25 protein-coding genes and 7 tRNA genes are annotated in these 24545 nt (G+C 63.8%); 19 read left to right on the top strand and 13 right to left on the bottom strand.

Translation table 11 applies throughout. The features are described from left to right. Nucleotides 1–74: 74 nt before the first annotated feature. From NUW87_RS00855 to NUW87_RS00840, 4 genes are all read right to left on the bottom strand, one after another. Entirely contained in the window at nucleotides 75–1304 is a 1230-nt protein-coding gene (locus tag NUW87_RS00855) for a Dyp-type peroxidase (RefSeq protein WP_269026860.1), read from the bottom strand. 12 nt (nucleotides 1305–1316) lie between these two features. After that, nucleotides 1317–1934 (bottom strand): copper chaperone PCu(A)C, encoded by a 618-nt coding sequence (locus NUW87_RS00850; RefSeq protein ID WP_239218257.1) that lies wholly within the window; start codon nucleotides 1932–1934, stop codon nucleotides 1317–1319. A gap of 10 nt (nucleotides 1935–1944) precedes the next feature. Then, entirely contained in the window at nucleotides 1945–2517 is a 573-nt protein-coding gene (locus NUW87_RS00845; protein WP_239218259.1) for a copper resistance CopC family protein, read from the bottom strand. A 259-nt stretch (nucleotides 2518–2776) separates the two neighbouring features. Continuing rightward, nucleotides 2777–2848, bottom strand: a tRNA-Val gene (locus NUW87_RS00840). A 236-nt stretch (nucleotides 2849–3084) separates the two neighbouring features. On the opposite strand from NUW87_RS00840, the gene NUW87_RS00835 reads away from it, so the two are divergent. The 9 genes from NUW87_RS00835 to msrB all read left to right on the top strand — a co-directional run bounded on the left by NUW87_RS00835 (nucleotide 3085) and on the right by msrB (nucleotide 6078). Beyond that, nucleotides 3085–3160: transfer RNA gene (locus NUW87_RS00835), tRNA-Gly, on the top strand. Nucleotides 3161–3179: 19 nt separating this feature from the next. After that, nucleotides 3180–3251: transfer RNA gene (locus tag NUW87_RS00830), tRNA-Val, on the top strand. A gap of 35 nt (nucleotides 3252–3286) precedes the next feature. Next, a tRNA-Gly gene (locus NUW87_RS00825) sits at nucleotides 3287–3362 on the top strand. Between the two features lie 43 nt (nucleotides 3363–3405). Further along, nucleotides 3406–3479: transfer RNA gene (locus tag NUW87_RS00820), tRNA-Cys, on the top strand. Between the two features lie 15 nt (nucleotides 3480–3494). Beyond that, a tRNA-Val gene (locus NUW87_RS00815) sits at nucleotides 3495–3566 on the top strand. Between the two features lie 35 nt (nucleotides 3567–3601). Then, nucleotides 3602–3677 (top strand) — tRNA-Gly (locus tag NUW87_RS00810). Nucleotides 3678–3720: 43 nt separating this feature from the next. Continuing rightward, nucleotides 3721–4407, top strand: coding sequence for a dihydrofolate reductase family protein (locus tag NUW87_RS00805; protein ID WP_269026859.1), 687 nt, complete (start codon nucleotides 3721–3723; stop codon nucleotides 4405–4407). A gap of 28 nt (nucleotides 4408–4435) precedes the next feature. Next, nucleotides 4436–5680, top strand: coding sequence for a glycosyltransferase family 87 protein (locus NUW87_RS00800; protein ID WP_269026858.1), 1245 nt, complete (start codon nucleotides 4436–4438; stop codon nucleotides 5678–5680). After that, the gene (gene msrB / locus NUW87_RS00795) at nucleotides 5677–6078 is read left to right on the top strand and encodes a peptide-methionine (R)-S-oxide reductase MsrB (protein ID WP_269026857.1); all 402 of its coding nucleotides are present in this window, start codon (nucleotides 5677–5679) and stop codon (nucleotides 6076–6078) included. The genes NUW87_RS00800 and msrB overlap by 4 nt, the downstream gene beginning before the upstream one ends. Nucleotides 6079–6131: 53 nt before the next feature. On the opposite strand, the gene hemQ is transcribed toward msrB, so the two are convergent. Further along, nucleotides 6132–6833, bottom strand: a complete 702-nt coding sequence (gene hemQ / locus NUW87_RS00790; protein WP_239217059.1) for a hydrogen peroxide-dependent heme synthase — start codon at nucleotides 6831–6833, stop codon at nucleotides 6132–6134. 152 nt (nucleotides 6834–6985) lie between these two features. Between hemQ and NUW87_RS00785 the strand changes: the two genes are divergently transcribed. Beyond that, a complete protein-coding gene (locus tag NUW87_RS00785) occupies nucleotides 6986–7600 on the top strand; it encodes a DUF3000 domain-containing protein (RefSeq protein ID WP_228496229.1) in 615 nt (204 codons plus the stop codon). A 12-nt stretch (nucleotides 7601–7612) separates the two neighbouring features. Beyond that, nucleotides 7613–8818 carry an HRDC domain-containing protein gene (locus tag NUW87_RS00780; protein WP_269026856.1) on the top strand — a complete coding sequence of 402 codons (1206 nt, stop codon included), beginning with the start codon at nucleotides 7613–7615 and terminating at the stop codon, nucleotides 8816–8818. Here NUW87_RS00780 and dxs read toward each other — a convergent pair. The 4 genes from dxs to dut form a co-directional block, all read right to left on the bottom strand. Continuing rightward, nucleotides 8815–10752: a 1-deoxy-D-xylulose-5-phosphate synthase gene (gene dxs, locus NUW87_RS00775; protein ID WP_269026855.1), complete on the bottom strand. Its 1938-nt coding sequence runs from the start codon at nucleotides 10750–10752 to the stop codon at nucleotides 8815–8817. The genes NUW87_RS00780 and dxs overlap by 4 nt on opposite strands. A gap of 89 nt (nucleotides 10753–10841) precedes the next feature. After that, nucleotides 10842–12119 (bottom strand): class I SAM-dependent RNA methyltransferase, encoded by a 1278-nt coding sequence (locus NUW87_RS00770; protein WP_269026854.1) that lies wholly within the window; start codon nucleotides 12117–12119, stop codon nucleotides 10842–10844. Further along, the gene (locus NUW87_RS00765; protein WP_269026853.1) at nucleotides 12120–13112 is read right to left on the bottom strand and encodes a DUF3710 domain-containing protein; all 993 of its coding nucleotides are present in this window, start codon (nucleotides 13110–13112) and stop codon (nucleotides 12120–12122) included. It abuts the gene before it with no gap. 85 nt (nucleotides 13113–13197) lie between these two features. After that, entirely contained in the window at nucleotides 13198–13626 is a 429-nt protein-coding gene (gene dut, locus NUW87_RS00760) for a dUTP diphosphatase (RefSeq protein ID WP_269027014.1), read from the bottom strand. 183 nt (nucleotides 13627–13809) lie between these two features. Here dut and NUW87_RS00755 point away from each other — a divergent pair, with 183 nt between their 5' ends. Continuing rightward, a complete protein-coding gene (locus tag NUW87_RS00755) occupies nucleotides 13810–14361 on the top strand; it encodes a DUF3093 domain-containing protein (RefSeq protein WP_377734410.1) in 552 nt (183 codons plus the stop codon). An 80-nt stretch (nucleotides 14362–14441) separates the two neighbouring features. Here NUW87_RS00755 and NUW87_RS00750 read toward each other — a convergent pair whose 3' ends face one another. Then, entirely contained in the window at nucleotides 14442–14735 is a 294-nt protein-coding gene (locus NUW87_RS00750) for a DUF4193 domain-containing protein (RefSeq protein WP_063936811.1), read from the bottom strand. A gap of 166 nt (nucleotides 14736–14901) precedes the next feature. On the opposite strand from NUW87_RS00750, the gene ppgK reads away from it, so the two are divergent. Continuing rightward, entirely contained in the window at nucleotides 14902–15660 is a 759-nt protein-coding gene (ppgK, locus tag NUW87_RS00745; protein WP_269026851.1) for a polyphosphate--glucose phosphotransferase, read from the top strand. A gap of 167 nt (nucleotides 15661–15827) precedes the next feature. Further along, the gene (locus NUW87_RS00740) at nucleotides 15828–17333 is read left to right on the top strand and encodes an RNA polymerase sigma factor (RefSeq protein ID WP_269026850.1); all 1506 of its coding nucleotides are present in this window, start codon (nucleotides 15828–15830) and stop codon (nucleotides 17331–17333) included. 85 nt (nucleotides 17334–17418) lie between these two features. Here NUW87_RS00740 and NUW87_RS00735 read toward each other — a convergent pair whose 3' ends face one another. From NUW87_RS00735 to NUW87_RS00725, 3 genes are read right to left on the bottom strand one after another with little or no spacing between them, the layout of a single operon-like run. Next, nucleotides 17419–18033, bottom strand: coding sequence for a DUF4190 domain-containing protein (locus NUW87_RS00735; RefSeq protein ID WP_269026849.1), 615 nt, complete (start codon nucleotides 18031–18033; stop codon nucleotides 17419–17421). 48 nt (nucleotides 18034–18081) lie between these two features. Continuing rightward, nucleotides 18082–19845: a DEAD/DEAH box helicase gene (locus tag NUW87_RS00730; RefSeq protein WP_269026848.1), complete on the bottom strand. Its 1764-nt coding sequence runs from the start codon at nucleotides 19843–19845 to the stop codon at nucleotides 18082–18084. After that, entirely contained in the window at nucleotides 19842–20096 is a 255-nt protein-coding gene (locus NUW87_RS00725; RefSeq protein ID WP_034999293.1) for a DUF3039 domain-containing protein, read from the bottom strand. The genes NUW87_RS00730 and NUW87_RS00725 overlap by 4 nt, the downstream gene beginning before the upstream one ends. Before the next feature lie 51 nt (nucleotides 20097–20147). Between NUW87_RS00725 and NUW87_RS00720 the strand changes: the two genes are divergently transcribed. The 5 genes from NUW87_RS00720 (at nucleotide 20148) to NUW87_RS00700 (ending at nucleotide 24534) form a co-directional block, all read left to right on the top strand. Beyond that, nucleotides 20148–20573, top strand: coding sequence for a DUF3099 domain-containing protein (locus NUW87_RS00720; RefSeq protein ID WP_269026847.1), 426 nt, complete (start codon nucleotides 20148–20150; stop codon nucleotides 20571–20573). A 26-nt stretch (nucleotides 20574–20599) separates the two neighbouring features. Next, entirely contained in the window at nucleotides 20600–22159 is a 1560-nt protein-coding gene (locus NUW87_RS00715) for a DUF7782 domain-containing protein (RefSeq protein WP_269026846.1), read from the top strand. 16 nt (nucleotides 22160–22175) lie between these two features. Further along, nucleotides 22176–22610, top strand: coding sequence for a D-aminoacyl-tRNA deacylase (gene dtd / locus NUW87_RS00710; protein ID WP_239217071.1), 435 nt, complete (start codon nucleotides 22176–22178; stop codon nucleotides 22608–22610). Between the two features lie 111 nt (nucleotides 22611–22721). After that, nucleotides 22722–23723: a sigma-70 family RNA polymerase sigma factor gene (locus tag NUW87_RS00705; RefSeq protein ID WP_194559392.1), complete on the top strand. Its 1002-nt coding sequence runs from the start codon at nucleotides 22722–22724 to the stop codon at nucleotides 23721–23723. A gap of 133 nt (nucleotides 23724–23856) precedes the next feature. Next, nucleotides 23857–24534 (top strand): metal-dependent transcriptional regulator, encoded by a 678-nt coding sequence (locus NUW87_RS00700; protein ID WP_269026845.1) that lies wholly within the window; start codon nucleotides 23857–23859, stop codon nucleotides 24532–24534. The last annotated feature ends 11 nt before the right edge of the window (nucleotides 24535–24545 follow it).

The raw sequence follows: 24545 nt of genomic DNA, 5'->3' as shown, positions 1-24545 counted from the left end.
CGTCATACCTGGACGCCGCCCTTCTTCCACGTTCTCTCCCGACGGCGCAGGTGGCGCGCCGGACGCCTGGGATTCTACCCCCGGGCGCCAGAAAGTACTGTTTCGCCCCAGTACGTGTCGCCGCTTCCTTCCCCGCCAGGCTCACGTGTGCCTGGCGGGATCCAGTAGACCGCGGAGCCGATGTGGGTGGTCCACTCGTTGAGCCGATCCACCTCTAAAAGCCGCTGCAGCACTGGGGTGAACTGCATCTCCGGGTCCTTTTGGTAGGCCAAAAAGACCAAGCCCGCGTTGGACAGCTCACCGGGTGCCGGGGGCAGCGAGTAGTTGTACGGCCTGCGCAGAAACCTCTGCTCGGGGTGGTCCGCGGGCGGCATGGCGCGGGCCATGTGGGAGTTTTTGTCGATCACGGGCAGCCCGTACTCGTCCAACGCCTCCATGTCCGGCGTATCGAACTCGTCCGCGCCGGTCAGCGGAGCGCCGTCGGTAAGCTTTCGCCCCACCACAACCTCGCGGGAGGTGCGGTCCAGCCGCTCCCAATCGTCGAGGTCCATCGCGATTCGGCGCACCACCAGCGACGACGACCCGTCGTCCGCGAAGACCTGCTCGGCAAACTCATCGTCCGAGTGCGGGTTGACGGTCCCGTCCACCTGGCCGAAGAGGTTACGCGGCGTCTGACCTTTGGGGATGGAGCCGAACGCGTTCATGAACCCCTGCTGCAACCAGGCGGTTTCAACGTAGTCCATGCCGGCGCGTGTCATGTGACGCAGCGCCCAGGCGCTCATAACCGGGTCGTCGGAGCAGATCTGCAGCACAAGGTCGGTCTGGCCCCACTCCGGTTGCAGCTGCTCGCGTGGCATCGCGGGGATATCGTGCAGCCACGCCGGTTTTTGGTCCGGCGCCGCGATATCGAAGATGCGCTCGCCGAACCCGCAGGTGACAGTGAGGTTGGCGGGCCACTGCGTCATCTCCGGCTCCAGGCTGGACAGCGGGTTGCGACCGGCGGTCAGCTCGCGGGCGTCTTCTGTCCATAGGCGCATCAGCCTGACCACGCCGCTTCCGTCCACCCCGTCCTTCAGCCTGAACCCAGCCAGGTTGAGCGACGCTTGCGTCGGCGTCTGGATGCCTGCTTGGCGCTCGCCGTCGAAAGCGACGGACGCCTCCGTCAACGGTTCGGTGTTCGGATCGGAGTTGCTCGGATCATTACCTGGATCGTCATCGCAGGCCGAGAGCAGCATGCCTGTCGACGCCACACCGGCGACCCCCGCCGTCCCCGCCAAAAACCCCCGCCGGCTCACACCCGGCATGATTTTTCCTCCTTAGTGCTTGTGTTCAGCGTGGTCGGCATGCTCGGCGTGGTCGGCGTGGTCGGCGTGCTCGCCGAGGTCGCCGTAGCTTTCGTCGCCAGGCAGCATGGTGCGCACGGCAACATCCGGCACGGTCACGGTCGCGCCGCCTTCCAGCAGCAAGGTCAGGTCGATGGTGTCGCCAGCCTCGATGGCCGGCGCGTAGCCCATCACCATGAAGTGGTCGCCGCCCGGAGCCAGCTCGTGGGTGCCACCCGCGGGGATGTCGAAGCCACCTTCTTTCTGGCGCATCATCCCGTCGACGACCTCGTGGATTTGATAGTCCGCCTCGCCGAGAGAGGTGGTGAAGCCCACGACCGAGAGGACCTTGTCGGTGTTGTTGTGCAGCGTGCCGAAGATGGACGTCATGTCGCTGCCGTCAGCCGTATCCTGCGCCGCTTTCGCGCGAACGGCGCCCTGCTCGAGGGTGACCGCATCGTTGTCCAGCTCGCTGGCCGCGACATCGGTTGCCGCCTCCAAGGTGGCCTCGTTGAACGAAGACTGCTGCTCCGCTGCGTTGTTGGTCTCATCGGAGCAACCTGCGAGCACCAAAGCTGCTGCTGCAAGTCCGGTGATGATTCGTTTGTTCATCGGTGTTCTCCTACTTGTCGGTATCAGTGTCGGTTTCAGAGATTCGGCGGCTCTTGGCAAGGGCACCGAAGCCCGCACCTGCTACAACCAGCACACCCGCCAGCGCGAGCAGCACCTTCATGGTGGTGCTCATGCCTTCGGCTGCGTCAACAACTGGGTCCTGGCTCGCGTCCGAGGCCGTCTCACCGGATGGGTTGAAGCTGAACGAGGTCATCCCCTTCGTCGAGTGCCCGTCGGACGAGACAATCTGGTAGCCCACCTTGTAGTCGCCCGGCTGCGCATCAAGGTCCGCCGGCACGTCGAGGGTGACAAACCGACCGTCGATCTCCGGCTCGCCGGAGTAGACGACCTCGGACTGCCCGTTGACATCCCGGGAGAGCGCCACGGTGTTGAAGCCGTCTTGGATCTCTCCGGAAAACTCCAGGGTGACGGCGTCGGGGAACTCACTGACCACGCCCTTATCTTCGGGGTCCGAGCCAATCACAGAGTCGTGGGCGTAAGCCGGCGCCGCCGCGCACAACGTTGCAGTTGCCGCCAGGGCCGCGATTGCGCCACCTCGTGTGAATGATGTCGGGATGAGCATGCTGCCTCCTCAAGTAAAACCAACGCGCCGACTGGCGCTAAGAGCACTAGTCGCATTCAAATCCACGTTAGTTCCCGGCACACCCGCCCCAAAAACTGTGAACCGGGTAACGCAGCCTAAATGCCGATATCGGCGTTTACCCCCGTGACCGAGACGCGACCTGGGCTTTTCCAAGGGCCGAACCCACAAATGCCGATATCGGCGTTTAGCGTGCAAACGCAATACGCCCCAGGCTGCCGTTAACCTGGGGCGTATTTTGTGGTCCTAGCTGGGATCGAACCAGCGACCTTTCCGGTGTGAACGGAACGCTCTTCCACTGAGCCATAGGACCGAACGAGAAGAGAGATTACACACCAAAGCCGAAAGTTCCGAATCGGCTGGTCATCGAGGATAACGGTGGGTGTCGAAACGTGCGCCGTCGAGAAGCGAATGCACCACGGGATCAAATTGCACCCGCGTAATTCACACAAACCCACTAAAAGTGGCCGTGACATGGCGATTTGTAACGGCGGGCAGTATGCGGATAAGGTTTGTTCTCGCATTCAACGCGGACAGCGTGGAACGCATGCGGATGTAGCGCAGTTGGTAGCGCATCACCTTGCCAAGGTGAGGGTCGCGAGTTCGAGTCTCGTCATCCGCTCCAGTTCCCCAGAGGAACTTGGGCGCGATTAGCTCAGCGGTAGAGCACTACCTCGACACGGTAGGGGTCACTGGTTCGATCCCAGTATCGCGCACAGAGGGTTTATCCCCTCGGTAACTGAATAGCAATGCGGATGTAGCGCAGTTGGTAGCGCATCACCTTGCCAAGGTGAGGGTCGCGAGTTCGAGTCTCGTCATCCGCTCCAAGTACTTCGGGGTTGAAACCGAATACTTTGGAGGTAACTCCACGGTGGATTGGTCGAGTGGTTAGGCAACGGTCTGCAAAACCGTGTACACGGGTTCGATTCCCGTATCCACCTCCAAGCTGCAATAGCCTTGCGCGATTAGCTCAGCGGTAGAGCACTACCTCGACACGGTAGGGGTCACTGGTTCGATCCCAGTATCGCGCACAGAGGGTTTACGCCCTCGTCAACTGAATAGCAATGCGGATGTAGCGCAGTTGGTAGCGCATCACCTTGCCAAGGTGAGGGTCGCGAGTTCGAGTCTCGTCATCCGCTCCACTTCAATCCCGGCCCGTGCACGGCCGGGATTATTCTTTTGCGCATGGCTTTATCTGCAACCGACATCCTCGGCCCCGTTCACTCCCCCAACAAGCGCGAAACACGCGCGGCGATGGTGATGACGCTTTTCGGCGCGTTCGGCCGCAACGGCATTTCGGGCGACCTCGGCAACGAGCTGGATTCCGCTTTGCTCCAGCAGCTGCGGGCTTGGGCGGATGTTGTCCTCGTTTCATCCAGCACCGCAACCGCAGAAGAGTACGGGCCTGCGGACACGCCGATAGCTGTGCTGTCGCGTTCGTTGGACATCGACCCGTCGCTTGGGGTCTTCTCCGGCCGCGATGCGATTGTTGTGTGCCCAGAGCAGTCGCTTACCGACGATAAACTGGCACCTCAACGCACCGCCTTAAAACATGCCGGTGCCCGGTTTATCTCCTCCGGCGACGGCTCGCCAGCCACGATCATCGAGGCTCTGCATCGTGAGGGCTTCAACCGAATCGCCTGCGAAGGCGGACCGAGCGTCTATGCGGACATGATCGGCAATGACCTCATCGACGTCCTGCATATCACCCTGGACCCGACCACAAGCGCCGCGGACGGCCCGTGGGGGTTGGCGGATATCGCAAACCAGGAAGCTTTCAAACGACGCTACGCGCTCGAAGCGACACATACCTCACCAGATGAAGGTGACTCGGTGCTCTTCCTGCGCTACCGGAGCGTGCGCGACGAGTAGCCGCACCCCGGCAGGTACGGTTAGGCGCGTGATTGCTACCCCACCGCCACGAAGCGCCACCGAAGAATCCGAGGCGGATTCGACCGCAGTACAGGCCCAGCCAGGCCACCAGCGCGCATCCGTCGCGCCGGCGGTTGCCGCAGCCGCCTGGCCTGTTGCGGTGCTTTTGGTCCTACACCGGCTGTTCATCCTCGCGCGCGCAGGGTCTGTGACGGACGATTTCACCACCGTATGGTCCGCAGCGCGCCGTTTCGTAGAACGCGTCCCCGTGTACAACGAGGTTTACACCCATGTCGATCCGCATTACCTATACAACCCGGGCGCGACGCTGCTGCTCGCGCCGATGGGGCTAATCACCGACATCGACCAGGCGCGCCCGTTGTTCATCGCCGTCAACGCCACGTGCATCATCGCTGCGTTGGCCTGGCTGACCAAACTTGCGGGCCGCAAGCTTTCCGGGCCGACGTTTCCGGTGGCCATCGCATTAGCGTTTTGCACCGAGGCAGTGACCAACACGCTGGTGTTTTCCAACATCAACGGCATACTCCTGCTGGCGCTAGTGGCATTTATCGCGCTGCTGCTTACCCGCCGCGACATCGCCGCTGGCATGGTGCTGGGATTGGCCATTCTGGTCAAGCCAATGTTCGCCCCGCTGGTGGTTCTGCCGCTGTTGCAGCTGCGTTGGCGCCCCGCGCTCGGCGCTATCGGCATTCCGGTGGTGATGAACCTCATCGCGTGGCCGCTGACTCCCGGCGCCCGCGACTACCTCGACGTGGTTGTGCCGTACTTGAAGGTCACGCGCGACTACGCCAACTCTTCCCTGTCCGGATTCGCCGTGTATTTCGGCATGCCTAGCTGGGCGCATGGTGCGCTGTTCGTGTTGCTGGCAGCCGCGGTCGCCGGGGCCGTGCTCGGGCTTTTACGCGTGCGCCATAGCCAGGAGCTGCTGTATCTCGCCGTGGGCTCCGGGGTGCTGCTCGCCGGGGTGTGCCTGTTGTCCTCCTTGGGCCAGGCGTATTACTCCATGATGCTGTTTCCCGCCTTGTTTACGGTGTTCCACCCGGATAGTCCCCTGCGCAGCTGGCCCGCGTGGCTCGGCGCCGCACTGTGCCTGTCCCCCTTGAACTGGTCCAGCTCGTTGCACCCGCTGACCGGTAGTTGGCTCAACACGTTTTTGCCAACCGCCGGCTGGGCCGTGTTTATTGTCGCGTGCGCAGCGTGGGTATTGTTTAGGCACACCTTGCTCGCTCCGACAGAAAGGATTGGGCGATGACGGATTTCAAGGACTTCACCGACGCGCAGTGGCGCGAGAAACTCAGCCCGGAGGAGTTCCGCGTCCTCCGGGAGGCAGGCACGGAGCCCCCAGGCGTCGGCGAGTACACCAACACCACCACCGAGGGCGTGTACCGCTGCCGCGCGTGCGGCGCTGAGCTGTTCCGCTCCACCGAGAAGTTCGACGCCCACTGCGGTTGGCCCTCGTTCTTCTCCCCGCTGGCGGGCGACGCCATTATTGAGCGCGAGGACACCTCCCTCGGGATGGTGCGCACCGAGGTATTGTGCGCAAACTGCCACTCCCACCTGGGCCATGTCTTCGCCGGCGAGGGGTTCAACACCCCCACCGATCTGCGCTACTGCATTAATTCCGTTTCGTTGACGCTCGACGAGGCGTAGAAAAGGCGTCGGAAAGCAATTGCTTTCCGACGCCACCTTCGGTGCCCAGCTGCTTAGGGCAGCACCGAAATGATTTCGCCGATGTCGCCGACCCGGCGGCCCGTCTGGAACGGGATCTCCTCGCGCACGTGCAGGCGCGCCTCGGTGTAGCGCATGGTCTTCATCAACGCCTCGATACGCTCCAGCGTCGGGGCCTCAAAAGCGAGCATCCACTCGTAGTCGCCGAGCGTGAAGGCCTCGACGGTGTTGGCTCGCACATCCGCAAAATCGCGGGCCGCCATGCCGTGCTCCGCGAGAATGCGACGGCGCTTTTGCGGGTCCATCACGTACCAGTCGTAGGAGCGCACGAACGGGTAGACCGTAATCCAGTCCCCCGGCTCCTCGCCCATGATGAAGCTGGGCAGGTGAGATTTGTTGAACTCGGCGGGGCGGTGCAGCCCGTTGCCGATCCAGCTCAGTTCCACCTTCTGCCCGAACTCCGTCTCGCGGCGGAAATCCGCGAGAGCCTTCTGCAGATGCTCGAACTCTTCTGCGTGCCACCAAATCATGAAGTCAGCATCGGCGCGGATACCGGTGTTGTCGTAGATGCCGCGGACCGTGACTACGCCTTCCTGCTCGAGGTTGGAGAAGAAGGCGCGAGCTTCGTCGATAAGCTGGCTGCGCTCGGTGCCAAGCACCCCGGGGAGCGCACGGAACACAGCGAACTGTAGAAAGCGCTGCGTGGCGTTGAGTTTGTCAAAGTCGAGCTTGGCCATAGATTTTGCCCCTTCCCTGCCGCACGGCAGATCAAACGAAAGTCGTAGGACATTCTACGCCCTAGGTTGTGACACTCACGGCGCGCCTCCCCCAACGACGCCGGTTGCTGGATACGTTTGACCCTGTGATGAAACCGGACACCACCTCCCCCATGTCCGCCGGAAGCGCGGGCGGCAACAGGGACGACCACGGCAACAGCGATTCCTGGCCCGCAGAATTCAGCGCGGCCGTTGAATCCATGCACGCGGCGCGCCTGCGCCCCGAAATCACCCTGGGCACCATCCGCCCGCCGCAGCGCCCCGCACCGTTTAGCCACGCCGTCGGTTTGGAGGTCGCGCACGCGGACGAAGAAAACGTCCCGGTCGACTCTGAAGGCGATGCGTTCGGCCGCCTGATCTTGTTGCACTCGCCAGCCGCAGAAGAAGCGTGGGAAGGCACCATGCGCCTGGTCGCCTACATCCAGGCCGACATGGACGACGCCGTAGCCTCGGACCCGCTGCTTCCGGACGTGGCCTGGCAGTGGCTCAACGAATCGCTGGCTGAGACCGGCGCGCGCCACACCAACCTCGGAGGCACCGTCACCTCGACTGCCTCTGTGCGCTTCGGCGAGATCGGCGGGCCGCCACGCGCCTACCAGCTGGAGATGCGCGCGTCCTGGACTGCAGAGGGCACCGACCTTCAACACCACGTCGAAGCGTTTTCTAAGGTGCTCGCACACGTGGCTGGTTTGCCTCCGGAGGGTGTGGCACAGCTCGGCGCACGCTAATATCGTTTTTTGATGAGTGCCCGGCTGGACTACCGCCTTGTAGATACGCCCGCCGCCTTTCGTGAGGCAGCGGGCGCACTCGCGCACGGTCGGGGTCCGTTCGCCGTGGACACTGAACGCGCTTCTTCCTTCCGCTACGGCAACCGCGCCTTTCTTGTGCAAGTAGCGCGACGCGGCGCGGGAACGTTTCTGATAGCGCCCGAAGGCCACCGCGACGAGGTGCGCGAGATTTTCGCCCCCGTGCTGGGCGGACAGGAATGGATCATCCACGCCGCGGGAGAAGACCTGCGCAGCCTGGCACTGCTCGGCTTACACCCGGGCATCCTTTTCGACACCGAGCTGGCATCACGGATCGTCGGCTACGACCGCCCGAACCTCGCCGCCATGGTCGAACGTTTCGTCGGTGTGGAACTGGAGAAAGGCCACGGCCACGAGGATTGGTCGCACACGCCGCTGCCAAAGTCGTGGCAAGACTACGCCGCACTCGACGTGGAATACCTCCACGAGCTGGCAGAGGCGCTCACGGAAGTCCTCGACGCTCAGGGCAAGCTGCATTGGGCATTCGAGGAGTTCGCGCACCTGATCGCCGTATATTCAAAGACTCCCTACCAGGAGAAGACTTGGCGGGATATGAAAGGGCTCGCGTCGGTACGTGACCAATCCGGGCTCCAAGTCGCCCGCGAACTTTGGCACGCGCGTGAAGAGATCAGCGAACAACGGGACATCGCCCCGGGGCGGCTACTACCCAACCGGGCCTTATTGGCTATCGCGCTCGCCGAACCGGACTCTCCTCACGGACTGACTCGTGCGATCGGGAGTAAAGGCATGCCCTCGCGGGATGTGCGGCGCTGGCTCGGCGTGGTCGAACGCGCACTTTCGGTGGACCCAGCCACGTGGCCGCGACGCCGAGATCCGCGTGCAAACAGCACACCGTCGAAATCCGGCTGGGAGCGCCACTACCCCGAATCGTGGCAGATGCTGCAGCTGTGCCGCGAAGACATCGCCGCCATCGCAGAAGACTTGGACATTCGTCCCGACATTTTGCTCACGCCCGCGATTTTGCGCGAGACGGTGTGGAGCGCGCCCGACACGTCACCGGCGTGGGATACCCACCAGGCAGCGACGGCCCTGGAAAATGCGGGCGCGCGACCGTGGCAGATCCAAATCACTGCGCCAATTCTGGCCGCAGCGCACGCGGAGATGCTCGAGCTGGTCTAGCGCTTCGCTTCGGCTTCCGGGTCCGCCAGGCTGGCCGCCCACTCACGAACCTGATCCGCAGCAGAGACTGGATCAAGGCCGTACTCCTGCAGGATCTCGCCGCGAGATGCGTGCAGCGGGAAAATATCTGGGAATGCGAGCTGCCGCACCGGGGTATCCACCTCCGCAGCCGCAAGCGCCTCGGCAACAGCGGATCCCACGCCACCGCGGACCACGCCGTCTTCGTACACCACCACCAGGTCGGCTTCCGCGGCCAACTCCAGCACGTCAGAGGAGACGGGGATGGCCCAGCGCGGGTCTACCACCGTTGCCCGGATGCCGTCGTCACGCACCGCGTCTGCCACCTCGAGGCCGTACTTCGCAAACGCACCAACGGCGACGATCAGCACGTCAATGTCCTCCTCGGTGCCCTCGCCCTCTGGGCGTGCCAGCACGTCGGTGCCGCCGGCAAGACGCTCGAGTGCGTCAATGTCAGCGCCAACCGCCCCCTTGGGGAAGCGGACAACCGTCGGCCCGTCGTCGACAGCAATAGCCTCGGCGAACTCCTCTCGCAGACGAGCCGCATCCCGCGGCGCTGCAATGCGGATGCCTGGCACGATCGACGCGATCGCCATATCCCACACGCCGTTGTGGCTGGCGCCGTCCGAACCGGTCACGCCGGCGCGGTCGAGCACCAACGTCACAGGCTGATCAATCAGCCCCACATCCATGAGCAGCTGGTCGAACGCCCGATTCAAAAACGTCGAGTACACCGCGACGACCGGGTGCAGGCCGCCGAGCGCCATACCGGAGGCGGAAGCGACAGCGTGCTGCTCCGCAATACCGACATCGAAGAAACGATCCGGGAACTGCTCTGCAAAAGGTTGCAAGCCGGTCGGCCCCGCCATCGCCGCGGTGATGGCCACGATATCGTCGCGCTCGTGGCCGGCGCGCAACAGCTCCTCAGTGAACACAGACGTCCAGCCCGGTTCAGACGCGGCGAGCGACTGCCCTGTCACCGGGTCGATCACACCCGTGGAGTGCATCTGATCCGCCACATTGTTCACGGCCGGGGCGAACCCGTGGCCCTTTTCAGTGACCACGTGGACGATCAGCGGCCCCTCATAGCGCTTGGCGTATTTGAAGGCGTTGAGCAAGCTTTTAATGTCGTGGCCTTCAACTGGGCCGACGTACTTCATCCCCAGCTCCGGGAACATCTCGGTGGGCAGCACCTGGTACTTCACGCCTTCTTTGAGGGCGTGAAGTGCGTCGAATGTGCGCTCGCCCACCCAGCCCATGGACTTCAGCGTCTTCTTGCCGGACTCCATCACTTCGTCGTACGCCGGCTGCATGCGAAGCGCCGCAAGCTGGTCGCGCAGCTTTGTCAGGTTGTTCGCGAACCCGCCGATAGTCGGCGAGTAGGACCGGCCATTGTCGTTGACCACGATGACAACGTTGCGGTTGGCCGCCGCAATGTTGTTCAGCGCCTCCCAGCACATGCCGCCGGTCAACGCACCGTCTCCTACCACGGCGACGACGTTGGCGTCATCGCTGCCCTTCAGCGCCTTTGCCTTGGCAAGACCGTCCGCGTAGGACAGGGACGCGCTCGCGTGCGAGGACTCGGTCCAATCGTGCTCCGACTCCGCGCGCGCCGTGTATCCGGAAAGCCCGCCCTTTTTACGCAGCGTGTCAAACTGCCCGCCGCGGCCGGTAAGAATCTTGTGCACGTACGACTGGTGGGATGTGTCCCAAATAATCGGGTCGTTCGGTGAATCGAAGATGTAGTGCAGTGCGATGGTCATCTCCACCACACCCAGGTTGGGGCCGAGGTGCCCGCCGGTGGCGGAGACCTTCTGGATCAGCATCTCGCGGATCTCATCCGCCAGATCTTCAAGCTGCGCAGGAGAAAGCTTGCGGACATCCGCTGGCGTCGCAATGTGCTCGAGCAGTGCCACAGTCCTGTCGTACTCCTTCGCCATATCGGGCGCGCCCGGGAGTGGGCGCAGCTGCCGTTTCGTTCACGCTAGTTTACACGCTGGTTTTCTCACGAAGATTCGTCCCGCGGCACCGGCTCAAGCATCGCCATCACTTCGAAGTGGTGGGTGTTCGGGAACGCGTCGATAAGCTTCATCTGTTTCACCGCGTAGCCGTGCTCGCCAAAGCCCGCTAGATCGCGCGCGAACGTCGCCGGATCGCATCCGACGTGGATGATGCGCTCTGGTGCCGCCTGAGCAATCGCACGGACCACGTCCGCGCCCGCACCTGCACGCGGCGGGTCCAGCACAACTAAGCCGGGACGCTCCAGCTCCGCTACGACTGCCGCCGTATCGCCGTGGTGCACGCGCACATCGCACGCGTCGGCGACCTGCTGGTGGCGGGAGGTGGCGGCGCTGGAGTAGTCCACTGTCTCAATCCGGCCGCCGCCGAGCGCCGAGCTCATCGCCGGCACAAACGCGCCGACGCCACCGTAGAGGTCCCAACCCACGCGGTTGGCGTACGCGCCTGCGCCCCACTGGTAGATGACATCGGAATACGCCTCCGGGGCGCGCTGGTGCGCCTGCCAGAACGCAGTCGGCGGAAAAACGAAGTCGAACCCGCGCACGTGTTCCACCAGCTCACCCGGTCCTTCAAGAACGCGCTCGACGCGCTCCACACGGCGCCCACGTTGCGCAGCCCGGGTCTCCACCACATGCCGGGTGCCCTTCGCGTCAGCCGCGACGACGAGCTCAGCTCCGGGGGTGAACGTTGCAGCTCCCTCGCCCACAATGCCGTCGAGCAAGCCCGCCTTCGGCTGCGTGCACTGCACCCCAGCGACAACTTCAGCGGAACGCGCCCGCCGCATGCCAGCATTGCCCTTACGGTCCACGCCCAACCTGACACGGGTGCGCCACCCGGTCACCGGCTCAAGCTGAATCGCCTCCACCTCGTGGAGGTCGTACCCGTCCAACACCCCGGAACGGGAGGACAGCGCGCCCAGTTGCCCGAGGAGCACCTCGCGCTTGAACTCCAGCTGCGCGTGGGCGGCGATATGGGAAAAGTCGCAGCACCCCGCACCTGCTGCAGCCGCGGGGCAAGTCGGGTCGACGCGATGCGGCGACGGATCAAGCACGGCGGTAGCTTCCGCACGGGCCCACCGCTTCTTCACCTTTGTCAGCGTCGCCTCCACCGTGTCGCCGGGGATTGCGCCACGGACGAACACCACACGCCCGTCGGGTGCGTCGGCGATGCCTTCGCCGCCGTGCGCCATGGCACGGACGTGCAAACGCACCGGCGCCCCCGCCGCTACAGCGGGCACACCGGTGCTGTCAGCCAGCTCCGCCATTTACTCGGCAGCAGACGGGGTGTCGCCGCCTGCCTTCGAACTGCCGCCTGCGGCGCGACGCTCGCGCAGTTCCTGCAGCTGCTTCTGGTTCTCCACGTTCTGGGCGATGATTTGCTTCAGCGCGTCACCCAGGGCGTTCGGGTTGCCCTCCGCCGGTGCCTGCGCGGAAGCCTGGCCCTGACGCGCCTTGGCCTCGGCTGCGGCCTGGACCTGCTGAGCAAGCTGCGCGGGCAGGACCACCTGCAGGGAGTTGCCGGCCAGGATCGGGTCCTCGCCGCGGTAAACGAAGGAGCGCGCGACGGTCTCGCGGCCGATCTCCGCGAGCTGGTCTTCGGAGCCGGTCGGCGCTGCCAAGGTGACGCGGTAGAGCCAGCGCGGGCCCTCCACACCGATAATGCGGATCACGCCGTTGGTGCCGGTGCCAACGATCTCTTGGCCCCACGGGCCCTGCTGGATTTCCACCGGCATGCCTTCGGCGCGCATGCCCGCGATGATCTCCTCCGAGGATTCCTCCCAGAGGCCGCCGGTGCGAGGAGCGGCGAATGCGACCGGGGTGATACGGCCGTAGCGGGTGACCACGTGGACCATCTTCGGGCCCTGCTCACCCATCTCCACCTGCACCTGGGATTCCTTCGGCAACGGCACACGGATGGATCCGAGGTTCAGGGTGACGTCGGAAAAGTCCGAGAAGTCGAAGTCCTCAATGTCGACGTTGTCGCCGTCGAACGGGCCAGTGGAGCCGCCGACCGGGTCGTAGTCCGTCAGCGCTTCCACGCCCGCTGCGGCGGAGGCGACAGGTGTGGCAGCCGGAGCAGTTTCCTGCTTCTCAACGGGCGACGCCTCCTCAGCGACCTCAGTCTGCGGCGCCACCTCGGTATCAGCCGCAGTGGCCTCAGCGCCGGGCTGTTCCTGCTTCGGCTCCAGTGGCGAGGACTCTACGGCTTTTTCCTGCTGCTGCTTCTTCTTTTTCTTGCCAAACGGCCAAAATGCCATCGGTGGTCACTCCCTAAAGTTGGTGGTCGCAGATGAGTGTAATTCTTGCGTTTGCGGTTATTGACTGTAGTCCGTGCTAGCGGTGCTAGTGGGTACCGGTCGAGCCGTACCCGCCGTCGCCGCGCTGCGTCTCGTCCAGAGCGTCAACTTCGGTGAAATCCACCAACTCCACACGCTGAATCACCAGCTGCGCAATCCGCATGCCGCGGGTGATTTCGATCGGCTCGGAGCGGTCGGTGTTGAGCAGGCAGACCTTCAGCTCCCCACGGTAGCCAGCGTCAATGGTGCCGGGCGTGTTGACAATGCTCAGCCCGCGCTTGGCAGCCATGCCGGATCGCGGGTGGATCAAACCGACCGTCCCCACGGGCAACGCGATCGCCACGCCTGTAGCCACGAGTGCCCGCTCCCCCGGCTGCAACACCAGGTCTTCTGCGGAATACAGGTCCGCGCCGGCGTCTTCCGGGTGCGCCCGCATCGGCATTGGCAGCTCCTGGTCAAGGCGCTTAACCGGAATCGGCGGGAGCGGATCGCCCGCGTATGCGCTGTAGGGGTTGTGTGTGCTGTGCTCGCTGTTTTGCTTCTCCACCCGCCCCACACTACGTCAGGGTCAGTGCGTCAGCGCCACCCCGCCAATGCGCGGAACCGGTCTCCCCCACGACTGCCCTGCAAGTATGCCCTTGCACTGGGCACGCCTATTGTGGAGTGCGTGAGTGAGACCGCTTCGACCCCTTCAAACCCCGGCCCCGAAAAGGCAGCGACGGCTGCGACGGCACCTCAGGCGAAGGTGCTGTACACGGAGCGTCAGTGGGTGCCTTGGTATTGGTGGGCTGCCCTCGCCGGGCTCGCGCTGCTGCTCGCCGGACAGTTTGGCCTGAACCGCAACGTCTGGTGGTTCGCGGTGCCGCTGGTGCTGTTCTCAGCGCTGTTCGCCTGGTTTTTGTTCTGGCTATCGCGCACCACGGTCTCCGTGGAGCAGGACCCGGACGGCACGCGCTGGTTGCTCGTCGACGACGCGAACCTGCCCAACACCGTGGTCTCACGCTCCATGGTGGTCCCGGGTTCCGCCCGCCAGAACGCGCTCGGGCGCCAACTGGACCCGGCGGCGTACTTGGTCTCTCGCCCGTGGGTGAGCGAACACGTCCTCATCGTCTTGGACGACCCGGAGGATCCCACCCCGTACTGGTTGATCTCCGCGAAGCACCCCGAAGAGGTCCTGGCGGCGTTCGCCCCCGACACTACCGCCGGATAACCGGGCAACGGGACAACAGACTCAAGGGCGGCGCCACCTGACTAGGTGGGGCCGCCCTTCAGCCGTCGATAGGCAACTGCTTACTCGCAGTCGAGGCAGATCTTCGAACCGTCGTCCTCGGTGTAGGCAAGGCGCTTGTTCTTCTGCACGAGGAAGCAGGACGCGCAGGTGAACTCGTCGTCCTGGCGCGGCTTGACCTCAACGTTGAGCTCCTCGCCGGAGAGGTCCTGGGTCGGAGGCTCCACAGGCTCAACGATCTCGCCGTCGTCGTCCATGCTGCTGCCAGCTACTTCAGCAGCCTTGAGGCCCTCCAAGGAGTCGGTCTCAATTTCGTCGTCCATGCGGCGGCGCGGCGCATCGTAATCGGTGGCCATGGTGGTGTGTCCTCCAGCTCAGCGTGGTCGCCCCGGGAGGGGCCTGAATGTCGTTATTTGAGCGGAATACTAGGTCAAACACATAGCCCTGTCATCTTCCCTGCTCAGACACCAGAACCTTCGCTTGCAAGGCGGGTGACGCGTCGCGTTTGTACACTTCCATTGCATGACGCAAAAGGCTCTGGGTTTCGGTGTGGATATCGGCGGTTCCGGCGTGAAGGGCGCCGTGGTGGATCTACACACCGGCGATTTTGCGGGCGAGCGGGTAAAAATTGCCACGCCCCAACCTGCAACACCAGACGCGGTCGCCGAGGTCGTCGGGCAGATCGTTGATGAATGCGAATGGGAAGGCCCAGTCGGCATCACTCTCCCTTCGGTGGTGACCCAGCAGGTCGCGCGCACCGCTGCCAACATCGATGAGTCGTGGGTGGGCACCAACGTGCATGACCTCTTCACCCAGGCGCTGGGCCGCGAAACTATCTCTGTGCTCAACGACGCGGATGCGGCGGGCATCGCCGAGGTGGCCTTCGGCAGCGACACCGCCCGTAGCGGCGCAGTCATCTTCCTCACGTTCGGCACCGGCATCGGCTCTGCGTTTCTGCTCGACGGCACATTGTTCCCCAACACCGAACTCGGGCACATGCTTATCGACGGCACCGAGGCAGAGCACTTCGCTTCCTCCGCTGCAAAGGACCGGGAAGAGCTGAGCTACAAAAAGTGGGCCAAGCGCGTGGATAAAGTCCTGCACGAATACGACCGGCTGTTTAACCCGGCGGCGTTTATTGTCGGCGGCGGCATTTCCCGGCACGCGGACAAATGGGTTCCGCTTCTGACAGTAGATACCCCGGTGACGGCGGCGGCATTGCGCAACAGGGCCGGGATCGTGGGAGCGGCGATGGCCGCCCAGGACCATGTCGCACCGTAGGTCCGCGGCGGCGGTAATGTACGGTGGTTGCCGTTCAATGGTCGGCCCGCGCGGGGCACGGAATACTCCGCCTGGACGGCTGTTAATATTGGCGTTCTGAAAATTTTTGGACGCATACGTACCCTGGATTGCCAGTGGTAAGGTCCGATTGACTCGAAAGGGCGTACGTGGTAGCCAGCGAAGCTTCAAGCAAAAATACCGACGACGTGACTGCAGTTTCGTCCGACGGTGGCGCAGGCAGCGTTGCCAAATCCAGCGCGAAAAAAGCGGCTAAGAAGGCTGCGAAGAAAACCGCGAAAAAGACCGCTAAGAAGACGGTGAAGAAGGCAGCCAAGAAAACGGCGAGAAAGACCGCGAAGAAGGCTGCGAAAAAGACCGCGAGAAAGACGACTGCGAAGAAGGCGACGGCAAAGAAGGCAACTAAGGCAGCGAAGGATACTGCCGCAGATGCCGACGAGTTGGAGGACGAGCTCCAGGCCGGCGGTAGCGACGCTGACGAGCTGAACGAGCAAGATGTCGACCGCGACGATGCGGATTTCGATCCGGAGATCGACGACGAAGACGACACCTTCGACGAAGACATCGACGATACGCTCGGCGATGATGATGAGGACGGCGCGCGCGATGGCGACGCCGAGGATGACGAGGACGAGGAAAGCGAAGACAGCTCCTCCGTCTGGGACATCGAAGAGTCCGCCGCACTGCGCCAAGCGCGCAAGGACGCGCAGCTCACGGCATCTGCGGACTCGGTGCGCGCGTACCTCAAGCAGATCGGCAAAGTTGCTCTGCTCGATGCCGAGCAGGAGGTCTCGCTTGCCAAGCGTATCGAGGCCGGGTTGTACGCGCAGTACCGTCTCGACGAGATGGCGCGCGCAGCCGCCGAAGGCGACAAAGATGCCAAGCTCACCCCCGCCGTGAAGCGCGACCTGAGGTCGGTTGCGCGCGACGGCCGCAAGGCGAAGAACCACCTGCTGGAAGCAAACCTGCGTCTGGTGGTCTCCTTGGCGAAGCGCTACACCGGCCGCGGCATGGCTTTCTTGGACCTGATCCAGGAGGGCAACCTCGGCCTGATTCGCGCTGTGGAGAAGTTCGACTACTCCAAGGGCTACAAGTTCTCCACCTACGCAACGTGGTGGATCCGCCAGGCCATCACCCGCGCCATGGCGGACCAGGCCCGCACCATCCGTATTCCGGTGCACATGGTCGAAGTTATCAACAAACTCGGCCGTATCCAGCGCGAGTTGCTGCAGGACCTCGGCCGCGAGCCCACGCCGCTCGAGCTTGCGAAGGAAATGGATATCACCGAGGAGAAGGTCCTCGAGATCCAGCAGTACGCCCGCGAGCCGATCTCGCTTGACCAGACCATCGGCGACGAGGGCGACAGCCAGCTCGGCGACTTCATCGAGGACTCCGAGGCTGTCGTGGCTGTGGACGCAGTGTCGTTCACGCTGCTGCAGGACCAGCTGCAAGACGTGCTGCATACCCTGTCCGAGCGCGAGGCCGGTGTTGTGCGTCTGCGCTTCGGGCTAACGGACGGCATGCCGCGCACCCTCGACGAGATCGGCCAGGTCTACGGCGTGACGCGCGAGCGCATCCGCCAGATCGAATCCAAGACTATGTCGAAGCTGCGCCACCCGTCGCGTTCCCAGGTGCTGCGCGACTACCTGGATTAATTCAGCAATCTGGGTATTCTCCCCGCAACGTTTAAGCGCCCCGACCGTTCGTGGTCGGGGCGTTTGAACTTGGTCAAGCAAGCGCTTAGTTGTTCAAGCTCTTTTCAATCTCATCCTCGATGCAGGACTCGTACTGCTCATTATCGCCCTGGAACTGCTCGCACGCTTCAAACACACCGTCGTTGAGAAGCTGCTTCGCCACAGAAATGCCGAAGATGAGCATCAGCGCGGACAGGATCGTGGCAATGGCACCCATGACGATGCCGGAGATTGCCATGCCCTTGCGGGAGCCCGGGCCGACGATGGAGTTCGCCTTCTTCACGCCGACGATACCCAGGATCAACGCGATCACGCCGAGCACGAGGCCCGGGAAGAGGAACAGCAGGCCCAACAGGGACAAGATGCCCACGATCATCGCAGCGAGGGCTACACCGTTATTCTGCTGCGCCGGGGCTGCCTCGTAGCCGTACGACGTCGGCGCCTGATTGTAGTTTCCGCCCGCCATGCCGTATCCGGGCTGGCCCGGTTCGCCGCGGGTGTAATCCGGCTGCAGCTGCTCGTGGCCAGCGTAATCGCCGTAGTTGGAAACGCCCTCCGGGTGGCCGCCGGCAGGGTTGGTGCCGTACTGGTCGCCACCGTAGGGGTTCTGGCCGTTCGGGTTCTGGCCGTTCGGGTTCTGGCCGTTGTAAGGGGTGCTCATCACAATTCCTTTCGTTTCATTGCGGTGCACGCCACTTTACCGCCGGGGCTACCAGTCTCGCAGAAAGGCGATTCGCTCGCGTAACTGATCGGCGTTGCACAGTGCGGTTGGCGGTCCGCCGCAGGCTTTGCGCACCTCGGTGTGGATCGCGCCGTGGGGCCGGCCGCTCTTACCCGCCGCGATGGCCACGCGGGCGTTGAGTTCCTTGCGCAGTGCGGGAATTTCGTCTGCGGCGTTTGTAGCTTCGCCGGCTGCCGCTTCAGGAGCCGGGGTAGGCTTTGCCGCCGGCTCGCCGAGTACCTCCGCCCGTTCGCGGGCTTTTCGCTCTTCTGCCCTGCGCGCCCGCTCTTCAGCGTCGCGCGCGTCCAGTTGATCGCTTTGGCGCTTGGCCAAAAGGGTGCGCACCTGATCGGCGTCGAGCAGGCCGGGCAGGCCGAGGAAGTCCTGTTCCTCCGCAGAGCCGGCTTGGGTAGGCGTGCCGTAGGTGGAGCCGTCGAAAATCAGCGAATCCAGCTCAGCCGAAGCGCCGATGGATTCGTAGGACGGCATGTCGTCCGGCTCGGTTTGGGTGCGGTTGGCTTGCTCCAGCAACTCGTCGGACCAGCCTGACTCCCGGTGGGGTTTGCCCAGGACGTGATCGCGAGAGACCTCCATCTCCTCCGCCAGTCGCAGCAGCACCGGCACCGACGGCAGGAACACGGAGGCAGATTCGCCCGGCATACGGGAGCGCACGAAGCGGCCGATCGCCTGGGCGAAGAACAACGGAGTGGACGCTGAGGTGGCGTACACGCCCACGGACAGTCGCGGCACGTCCACCCCCTCAGAGACCATGCGCACCGCCACCATCCACTCGTCGCGCGAGGCGGAGAACTCGTCGATGCGGTCGGACGCGCCCGGTTCGTCGGAAAGCACCACAGTGACCGGCGTGTTGGACAGCTTCGTCAGAATCTTCGCGTAGGCGCGGGCAGTGGTCTTGTTCGTGGCGATGACTAGGCCGCCGGCATCCGGCATGTTGGCGCGGATTTTCATCAACCTGGTGTGCGCGGCGGAAAGCACCGCGGCAATCCAGTCGCCCTTCGGGTCCAACGCGGTGCGCCAGGCGCGGGTGGTTTGCTCTGCGTTCAGCGGTTCCCCCAAGCGCGCGGAATACTCCTCACCCGCCGAGTCCTTCCACTGTGCCTCGCCCGAGTACGCGAGGAAGACAACGGGGCGCACCACGCCGTCGGCAAGCGCATGCGAATAGCCGTAGGTGTAGTCGGCCTCTGAAACCAAGTGGCCTTCACCGTCCTCGACGTAACGCACGAACGGGATCTGCGAATCGTCAGAACGAAACGGCGTACCGGTCAGCGCCAGCCGGTGTTCGACATCGTTGTACGCCTCATAGACGCCGTCGCCCCAGCTCTTGGAGTCGCCGGCGTGGTGGATCTCATCCAAGATCACCAGCGTGCGGCGCGCGGACGCCACTGCGTGGTGCTTGAAGGGATGCATGCCCACCTGCGCGTAGGTGACCACAATGCCGTCGTAGGAGGCGTTGACGGCAGAGGAATTAGTGAAGTTCGGGTCCAAGGAAAGGCCGAAACGCTTCGCCGCGTCGGACCACTGGTGCTTCAGGTGCTCCGTGGGCACGACGACAATGATGCGTTGGACAGTCTTGTCCTCTTTTAAACGCGAGGCCAGAGTCAGTGCGAAGGTGGTTTTGCCCGCACCTGGTGTTGCCACGGCCATGAAGTCGCGCGGCTTGTCGCGGAGAAACGAATCAAGGGCCTCCTGCTGCCATTTGCGCAGCTGGGGCCCAGAAGTCGCGGCGGTCACTTGCGGCGCAGCCCCTTGTAAATCCGTTCACAGTCGGGGCACACCGGGGATCCCGGCTTGGCCTGCTTTTTCACCGGGAAGGTCTCGCCGCACAACGCCACCACCATTTTGCCGGAGATGGCGGAATCGACGATCTGGTCCTTCTTCACGTAGTGGAAGAACTTGGGGGTGCCGTCGTCTGTGGTCGACGAGGTATCTTCCCTGAGGTCCGGGCGCTCGAGCGTCTTCGTCGTCGTATTCACGGCATCCATCATGCCCCAATTCGGGCGAGAGGTTAAGCCGGAGGGCTAACCTCAAGGTTCATGAGCGCCAACGAACAGCCATCCACTGAGCGCGCCTCCCGCCGCTTCCGCCGGGGCAGGAAAACCCGCGCGCTGATCACGGATGCTTCCTACACTCCCGAGCAGAATAGGCAGTCGCGCGAGAAGCAGTACGCCGTCTTGCAGGGGTTGCGCTTGCCATTCATCGTCGCGGCGGTGGCTGCGGCGTGGGCTCATTGGTGGGTACTCGCCGGCATTTTCTTCGTGGTCTCTGTCCCGTTGCCGTGGATTGCTGTGGTTCGAGGAAACGCACAGGGCGAGGTACGGGATACCCGCCAGAAGAACGTGTACAAGCCTGCCGTGGCACGCCAGGAGCAGCAGATGTTGGCGCAGCAGCGGCGCACGGCGCTCGATTCGGCCGAGACAGATCGCGGCAGCTCCCCCGCTATCATCGACCACGACGAATAAGCCCCCTCGCACTGCAGGAGTTGCGCGTGATTGCACCAGAACCCCTCTCCCCTAATTTTCCCGCAGTTGTCCAGGCGCTTGCCAAAGAACTCGACGAGGCAGGTTTCAGCGCCGACGGCATCGCGGCCCACCTTGGGCCGGAGGCCACCGAGGCGCTCTACCGCCGCGAACCGGGGGTTGTTCTGGCGGCGTGTTCCGACGACGCGCGCCTGTCGCGCCTGATCCGGTTCTTCGTGCTGCGTCGCCCCGCAACAGCGGAGGAGTTGGGTGAGATGCTCACCCCGAAGCTTGCGCTTTCGCTTATCGACGACCACTTGGTGCTGCCCGTGCCAGACTCATCCACCTACCGTATTGCCGTGGAGGTACGTCCCCACGTCGTGGCCGGCGAACCGAGGTTGGTGCTGTCCGACCTGGATGCCTCTATGACTGAGCACGTCCCGGGCCGCGACCACGTCCTCGGCGTCGGTTCGGCCTCGCTGTCCTTGCTGTCGGCCACACCGTGCACGCCCGTGGATTCCGTGCTGGATTTGGGGACTGGCTCCGGCGTCCAAGCACTTGCGCAAGCGGACAACGCCACGCACGTGGTGGCCACGGATGTGCACGCCCGCGCACTGGATTTCGCCGAGGCAACACTGCGGGCGAACGGGGTGGACAACGTGGAGTTGCGCCAAGGTGAATGGTTTGAGCCGGTTCAGGGTGAGCTGTTTGACCGGATCGTGGCTAATCCTCCTTTTGTGGTGGGACTGCCCGAAGTTGGCCATGTCTACCGCGATTCTGGCTTGGACCTTGACGGCGCCACCGAGCTGGTGCTCAGCCAAGCACCGGAGCATCTTGCCGAGGGCGGCCGCGCCTTTATCCTCGGCTCTTGGGTGCATGTGCTTGACCAGCCCTGGCAGTCCCGGGTCGCGTCGTGGTTGCCCTCCCACGGTGTGAGCGCCTGGGTGCTGCAGCGCGACGTGGTCGATCCCGGCATGTATGTCTCCACATGGCTGCGCGACGAGTCCATCGACCCACGTTCGGACGAAGGCGTCGCACGCACGGTGCAGTGGCTCGACCACCTCGCCGACAACGACGTCCACGCTGTGGGCTTCGGCTGGATACTTTTGGAAGACATCGGCGACGCTCCGAGCGAGATCATCTGCGAGGAACTCTCCCAGCCGTTTACAGACCCGCTCGGCCCGGAAGCAGAAGAGTACTTCACCCGCACCGCGTGGCTGCGAGGGAAGGACCGCGAGAACATCCTCGACGCCAACTACGTGGTTCGGCCGACCGTGGCGCTGGAAGACATCAAGCTCGCAGACACCGAACTCGGCATGGGGTTCGCGGACGAAACACTGCGAATTACCCGCACTGACGGGCCACGGTTTTCCCACACCATCGACGCCGGCATCCTCTCGCTGATCTCCGGACTGCACCCGAACGGCTTGCCGCTGCGCGACGTGGTTGGTCTGTATGCGGCATCGCGCGGTGCGGAGCAACCGGAGGACGTCGAAAAGCTTGAGGCTGAAGCCGCGAAAGCTGTAGTCGACCTCGTGCGCCACGGGCTGGTTCTGCCCGCAGAGATCGCGCAACTTACCCACCTCTAGACAGAACGGAGCATCAATGAAAGCTGTACTCACGCGCGTGACGAGCGCGTCGGTGACCGTGGACGGAGAAACCGTCGGAGTGATCGACTGCCCCGACACCGGCGGGATCCTCGCCCTCGTAGGTGCGGGCCGCGAGGACGCGGACGATGCGTGGGAGACGGTGGCGCGCAAGATCGCAGAGCTGCGCATCCTCGACGGCGAACGGTCAGTGGAAGACGCTGGCGCACCGGTCTTGCTGGTCAGCCAGTTCACGCTAATGGGCCGCACGGCGAAAGGCCGGCGTCCGTCCTGGAGCGACGCGGCACCCGGCGACGCGGCGGAGCCGGTGATCGGCGCTATCGCCGAAGCACTGCGCTCGCGCGGCATCCACGTCGAGGAAGGTCGCTTTGGCGCGCACATGCAGGTCGCTAGCGTCAATGATGGGCCCTTTACCGTCATTGTGGAAGCTTGACTTGAATATATTTCCCGCGGGCGGGAACATCAAAGGACAGCCAAGCGTTTCCCATCTAGACTGCCCAGCTGTCCCCCAGCTTTTCCACCTAGTCCGAGGAGGCGTTGCCACATGACCCAACCGGATCACGCTGCACAGGGAACTCAAGAATCCGGGGAGACCGTCGACCGCGGTAGCCGACGGAACCAGACCAACGACAACCCTTCTGCGGACCTCGTCCGCGTCTACCTCAACGGCATCGGCAAGACTGCCCTGCTCAACGCTGAGGAAGAGGTTGAACTTGCCCAGCAAATCGAGGTCGGCTTGTACGCGCAGCGCCTTTTGGACGATCCGGAGGTGAAGCTGACTCGCGCGAAGAAGCGTGACTTGAAGATTCTGGCCAAGGAAGGCCGCAAGGCCCGCGCCCACCTGCTTGAGGCAAACCTGCGCCTCGTGGTGTCTCTGGCCAAGCGCTACACCGGCCGCGGCATGCCGCTTTTGGACCTGATCCAGGAGGGCAACCTGGGCCTGATCCGCGCAATGGAGAAGTTCGACTACTCCAAGGGTTTCAAGTTCTCCACCTACGCCACATGGTGGATCCGCCAGGCGATTACGCGCGGCATGGCGGACCAGTCCCGCACGATCCGCCTCCCAGTCCATCTGGTGGAGCAGGTGAACAAACTGTCCCGCATCCGCCGCGAGATGTACCAATCCCTGGGCCGCGAGCCCACGAACGAGGAGCTTGCGGAAGAATCCGGCATCGAAGAGTCCAAGATTGAGATGCTGCTGCGCCAGTCGCGGGACCCGGTGAGCTTGGACATGCCGGTCGGCGCGGATGAGGAAGCACCGTTGGGCGACTTCATCGAGGACGCCGAGGCCACCGACGCCGAGGACGCCGTGGTGACCACGCTGCGCCACGACGATATCGAGGACATCATCAACGGCCTCGAGCAGCGCGAGCAGGACGTCATTCGCATGCGCTATGGCCTGACCGACGGTGTGCCGCGCACTTTGGACCAGATCGGCCGCCAGTTCGGGCTGTCACGCGAGCGCGTCCGACAGATCGAGCGTGAAGTGATGGCGAAGCTGCGCGCCGGCGAGCGTGCCGACCGCCTGCGTGATTACGCGCTCTAGGCGGCACGGCGCTCCGCAGTTTTTCAGCCCAGCACCTTCAGGTTCACCGGTACAGCCACAGGTGCTGGGCTAAAGTATTGCCACATGGTTTTCGGACCTCTAACCAGTACCGCGATTGGAAGGGAGCATCACAGTGCGTGATCTCGTTGACACCACAGAGATGTATCTGCGCACCGTCTACGAACTGGAAGAGGAAGGCATTACGCCGCTGCGCGCGCGAATCGCGGAGCGCCTCGAGCAGTCTGGGCCGACCGTCTCGCAGACGGTGGCGCGCATGGAGCGCGACGGTCTGATGGTGGTTGAGCACGACCGTTCCCTGTCGTTGACTGAGGAGGGGCGCCGGCGCGCGACCGCCGTGATGCGCAAGCACCGTCTCGCGGAGCGTTTGCTTACCGACGTTCTGAAGATGGACCTCGCCCAGGTCCACGAGGAGGCGTGCCGGTGGGAGCACGTGATGAGCGAAGAGGTGGAGCGCCGGGTCGTCGCAGTGCTTGACAACGCTGACCGCTCCCCCTTCGGCAACCCGATCCCCGCCCTCGCCGAGCTCGGCGCAACCGCCGGCACCGCTGAGCAAGTGGGCACCCGGGCCAGTGATCTGCGCCTGAAGGAACCGGCGCGCGCAAAGGTGGTGCAGATCAGCGAGATCCTGCAGGACGGAGCATTGCCGAAATCCGCAGGCCAGCTTGTGGGACAAACGGTGGATCTGCACCCACTGGAAGACGGCGCGCTGGAGGTCTCCACCGATGAGGGTGAGACTTTCGTGCTCACCGCAGATGTCTCGCACGCCCTGCGCGTGGAGATTCAAGGCTAAAAGCACTCACG

The sequence above is a fragment of the Corynebacterium pilbarense genome, from assembly GCF_026930265.1.
GTDB classification, from domain to species: Bacteria; Actinomycetota; Actinomycetes; order Mycobacteriales; family Mycobacteriaceae; genus Corynebacterium; species Corynebacterium pilbarense.
Note: the sequence above shows the minus strand (reverse complement) of the source record. Positions and strands in the feature narration are given on the sequence as shown.

Coding starts and splice junctions, on each gene's coding strand:
- NUW87_RS00855 (WP_269026860.1), bottom strand. CDS start 1,304: ATGCCGGGTGTGAGCCGGCGGGGGTTTTTGGCGGGGACGGCGGGGGTC.
- NUW87_RS00850 (WP_239218257.1), bottom strand. CDS start 1,934: ATGAACAAACGAATCATCACCGGACTTGCAGCAGCAGCTTTGGTGCTC.
- NUW87_RS00845 (WP_239218259.1), bottom strand. CDS start 2,517: ATGCTCATCCCGACATCATTCACACGAGGTGGCGCAATCGCGGCCCTG.
- NUW87_RS00805 (WP_269026859.1), top strand. CDS start 3,721: ATGGCTTTATCTGCAACCGACATCCTCGGCCCCGTTCACTCCCCCAAC.
- msrB (WP_269026857.1), top strand. CDS start 5,677: ATGACGGATTTCAAGGACTTCACCGACGCGCAGTGGCGCGAGAAACTC.
- hemQ (WP_239217059.1), bottom strand. CDS start 6,833: ATGGCCAAGCTCGACTTTGACAAACTCAACGCCACGCAGCGCTTTCTA.
- NUW87_RS00785 (WP_228496229.1), top strand. CDS start 6,986: ATGTCCGCCGGAAGCGCGGGCGGCAACAGGGACGACCACGGCAACAGC.
- NUW87_RS00780 (WP_269026856.1), top strand. CDS start 7,613: ATGAGTGCCCGGCTGGACTACCGCCTTGTAGATACGCCCGCCGCCTTT.
- NUW87_RS00770 (WP_269026854.1), bottom strand. CDS start 12,119: ATGGCGGAGCTGGCTGACAGCACCGGTGTGCCCGCTGTAGCGGCGGGG.
- NUW87_RS00765 (WP_269026853.1), bottom strand. CDS start 13,112: ATGGCATTTTGGCCGTTTGGCAAGAAAAAGAAGAAGCAGCAGCAGGAA.
- NUW87_RS00750 (WP_063936811.1), bottom strand. CDS start 14,735: ATGGCCACCGATTACGATGCGCCGCGCCGCCGCATGGACGACGAAATT.
- ppgK (WP_269026851.1), top strand. CDS start 14,902: ATGACGCAAAAGGCTCTGGGTTTCGGTGTGGATATCGGCGGTTCCGGC.
- NUW87_RS00735 (WP_269026849.1), bottom strand. CDS start 18,033: ATGAGCACCCCTTACAACGGCCAGAACCCGAACGGCCAGAACCCGAAC.
- NUW87_RS00725 (WP_034999293.1), bottom strand. CDS start 20,096: ATGGATGCCGTGAATACGACGACGAAGACGCTCGAGCGCCCGGACCTC.
- NUW87_RS00720 (WP_269026847.1), top strand. CDS start 20,148: ATGAGCGCCAACGAACAGCCATCCACTGAGCGCGCCTCCCGCCGCTTC.
- dtd (WP_239217071.1), top strand. CDS start 22,176: ATGAAAGCTGTACTCACGCGCGTGACGAGCGCGTCGGTGACCGTGGAC.
- NUW87_RS00705 (WP_194559392.1), top strand. CDS start 22,722: ATGACCCAACCGGATCACGCTGCACAGGGAACTCAAGAATCCGGGGAG.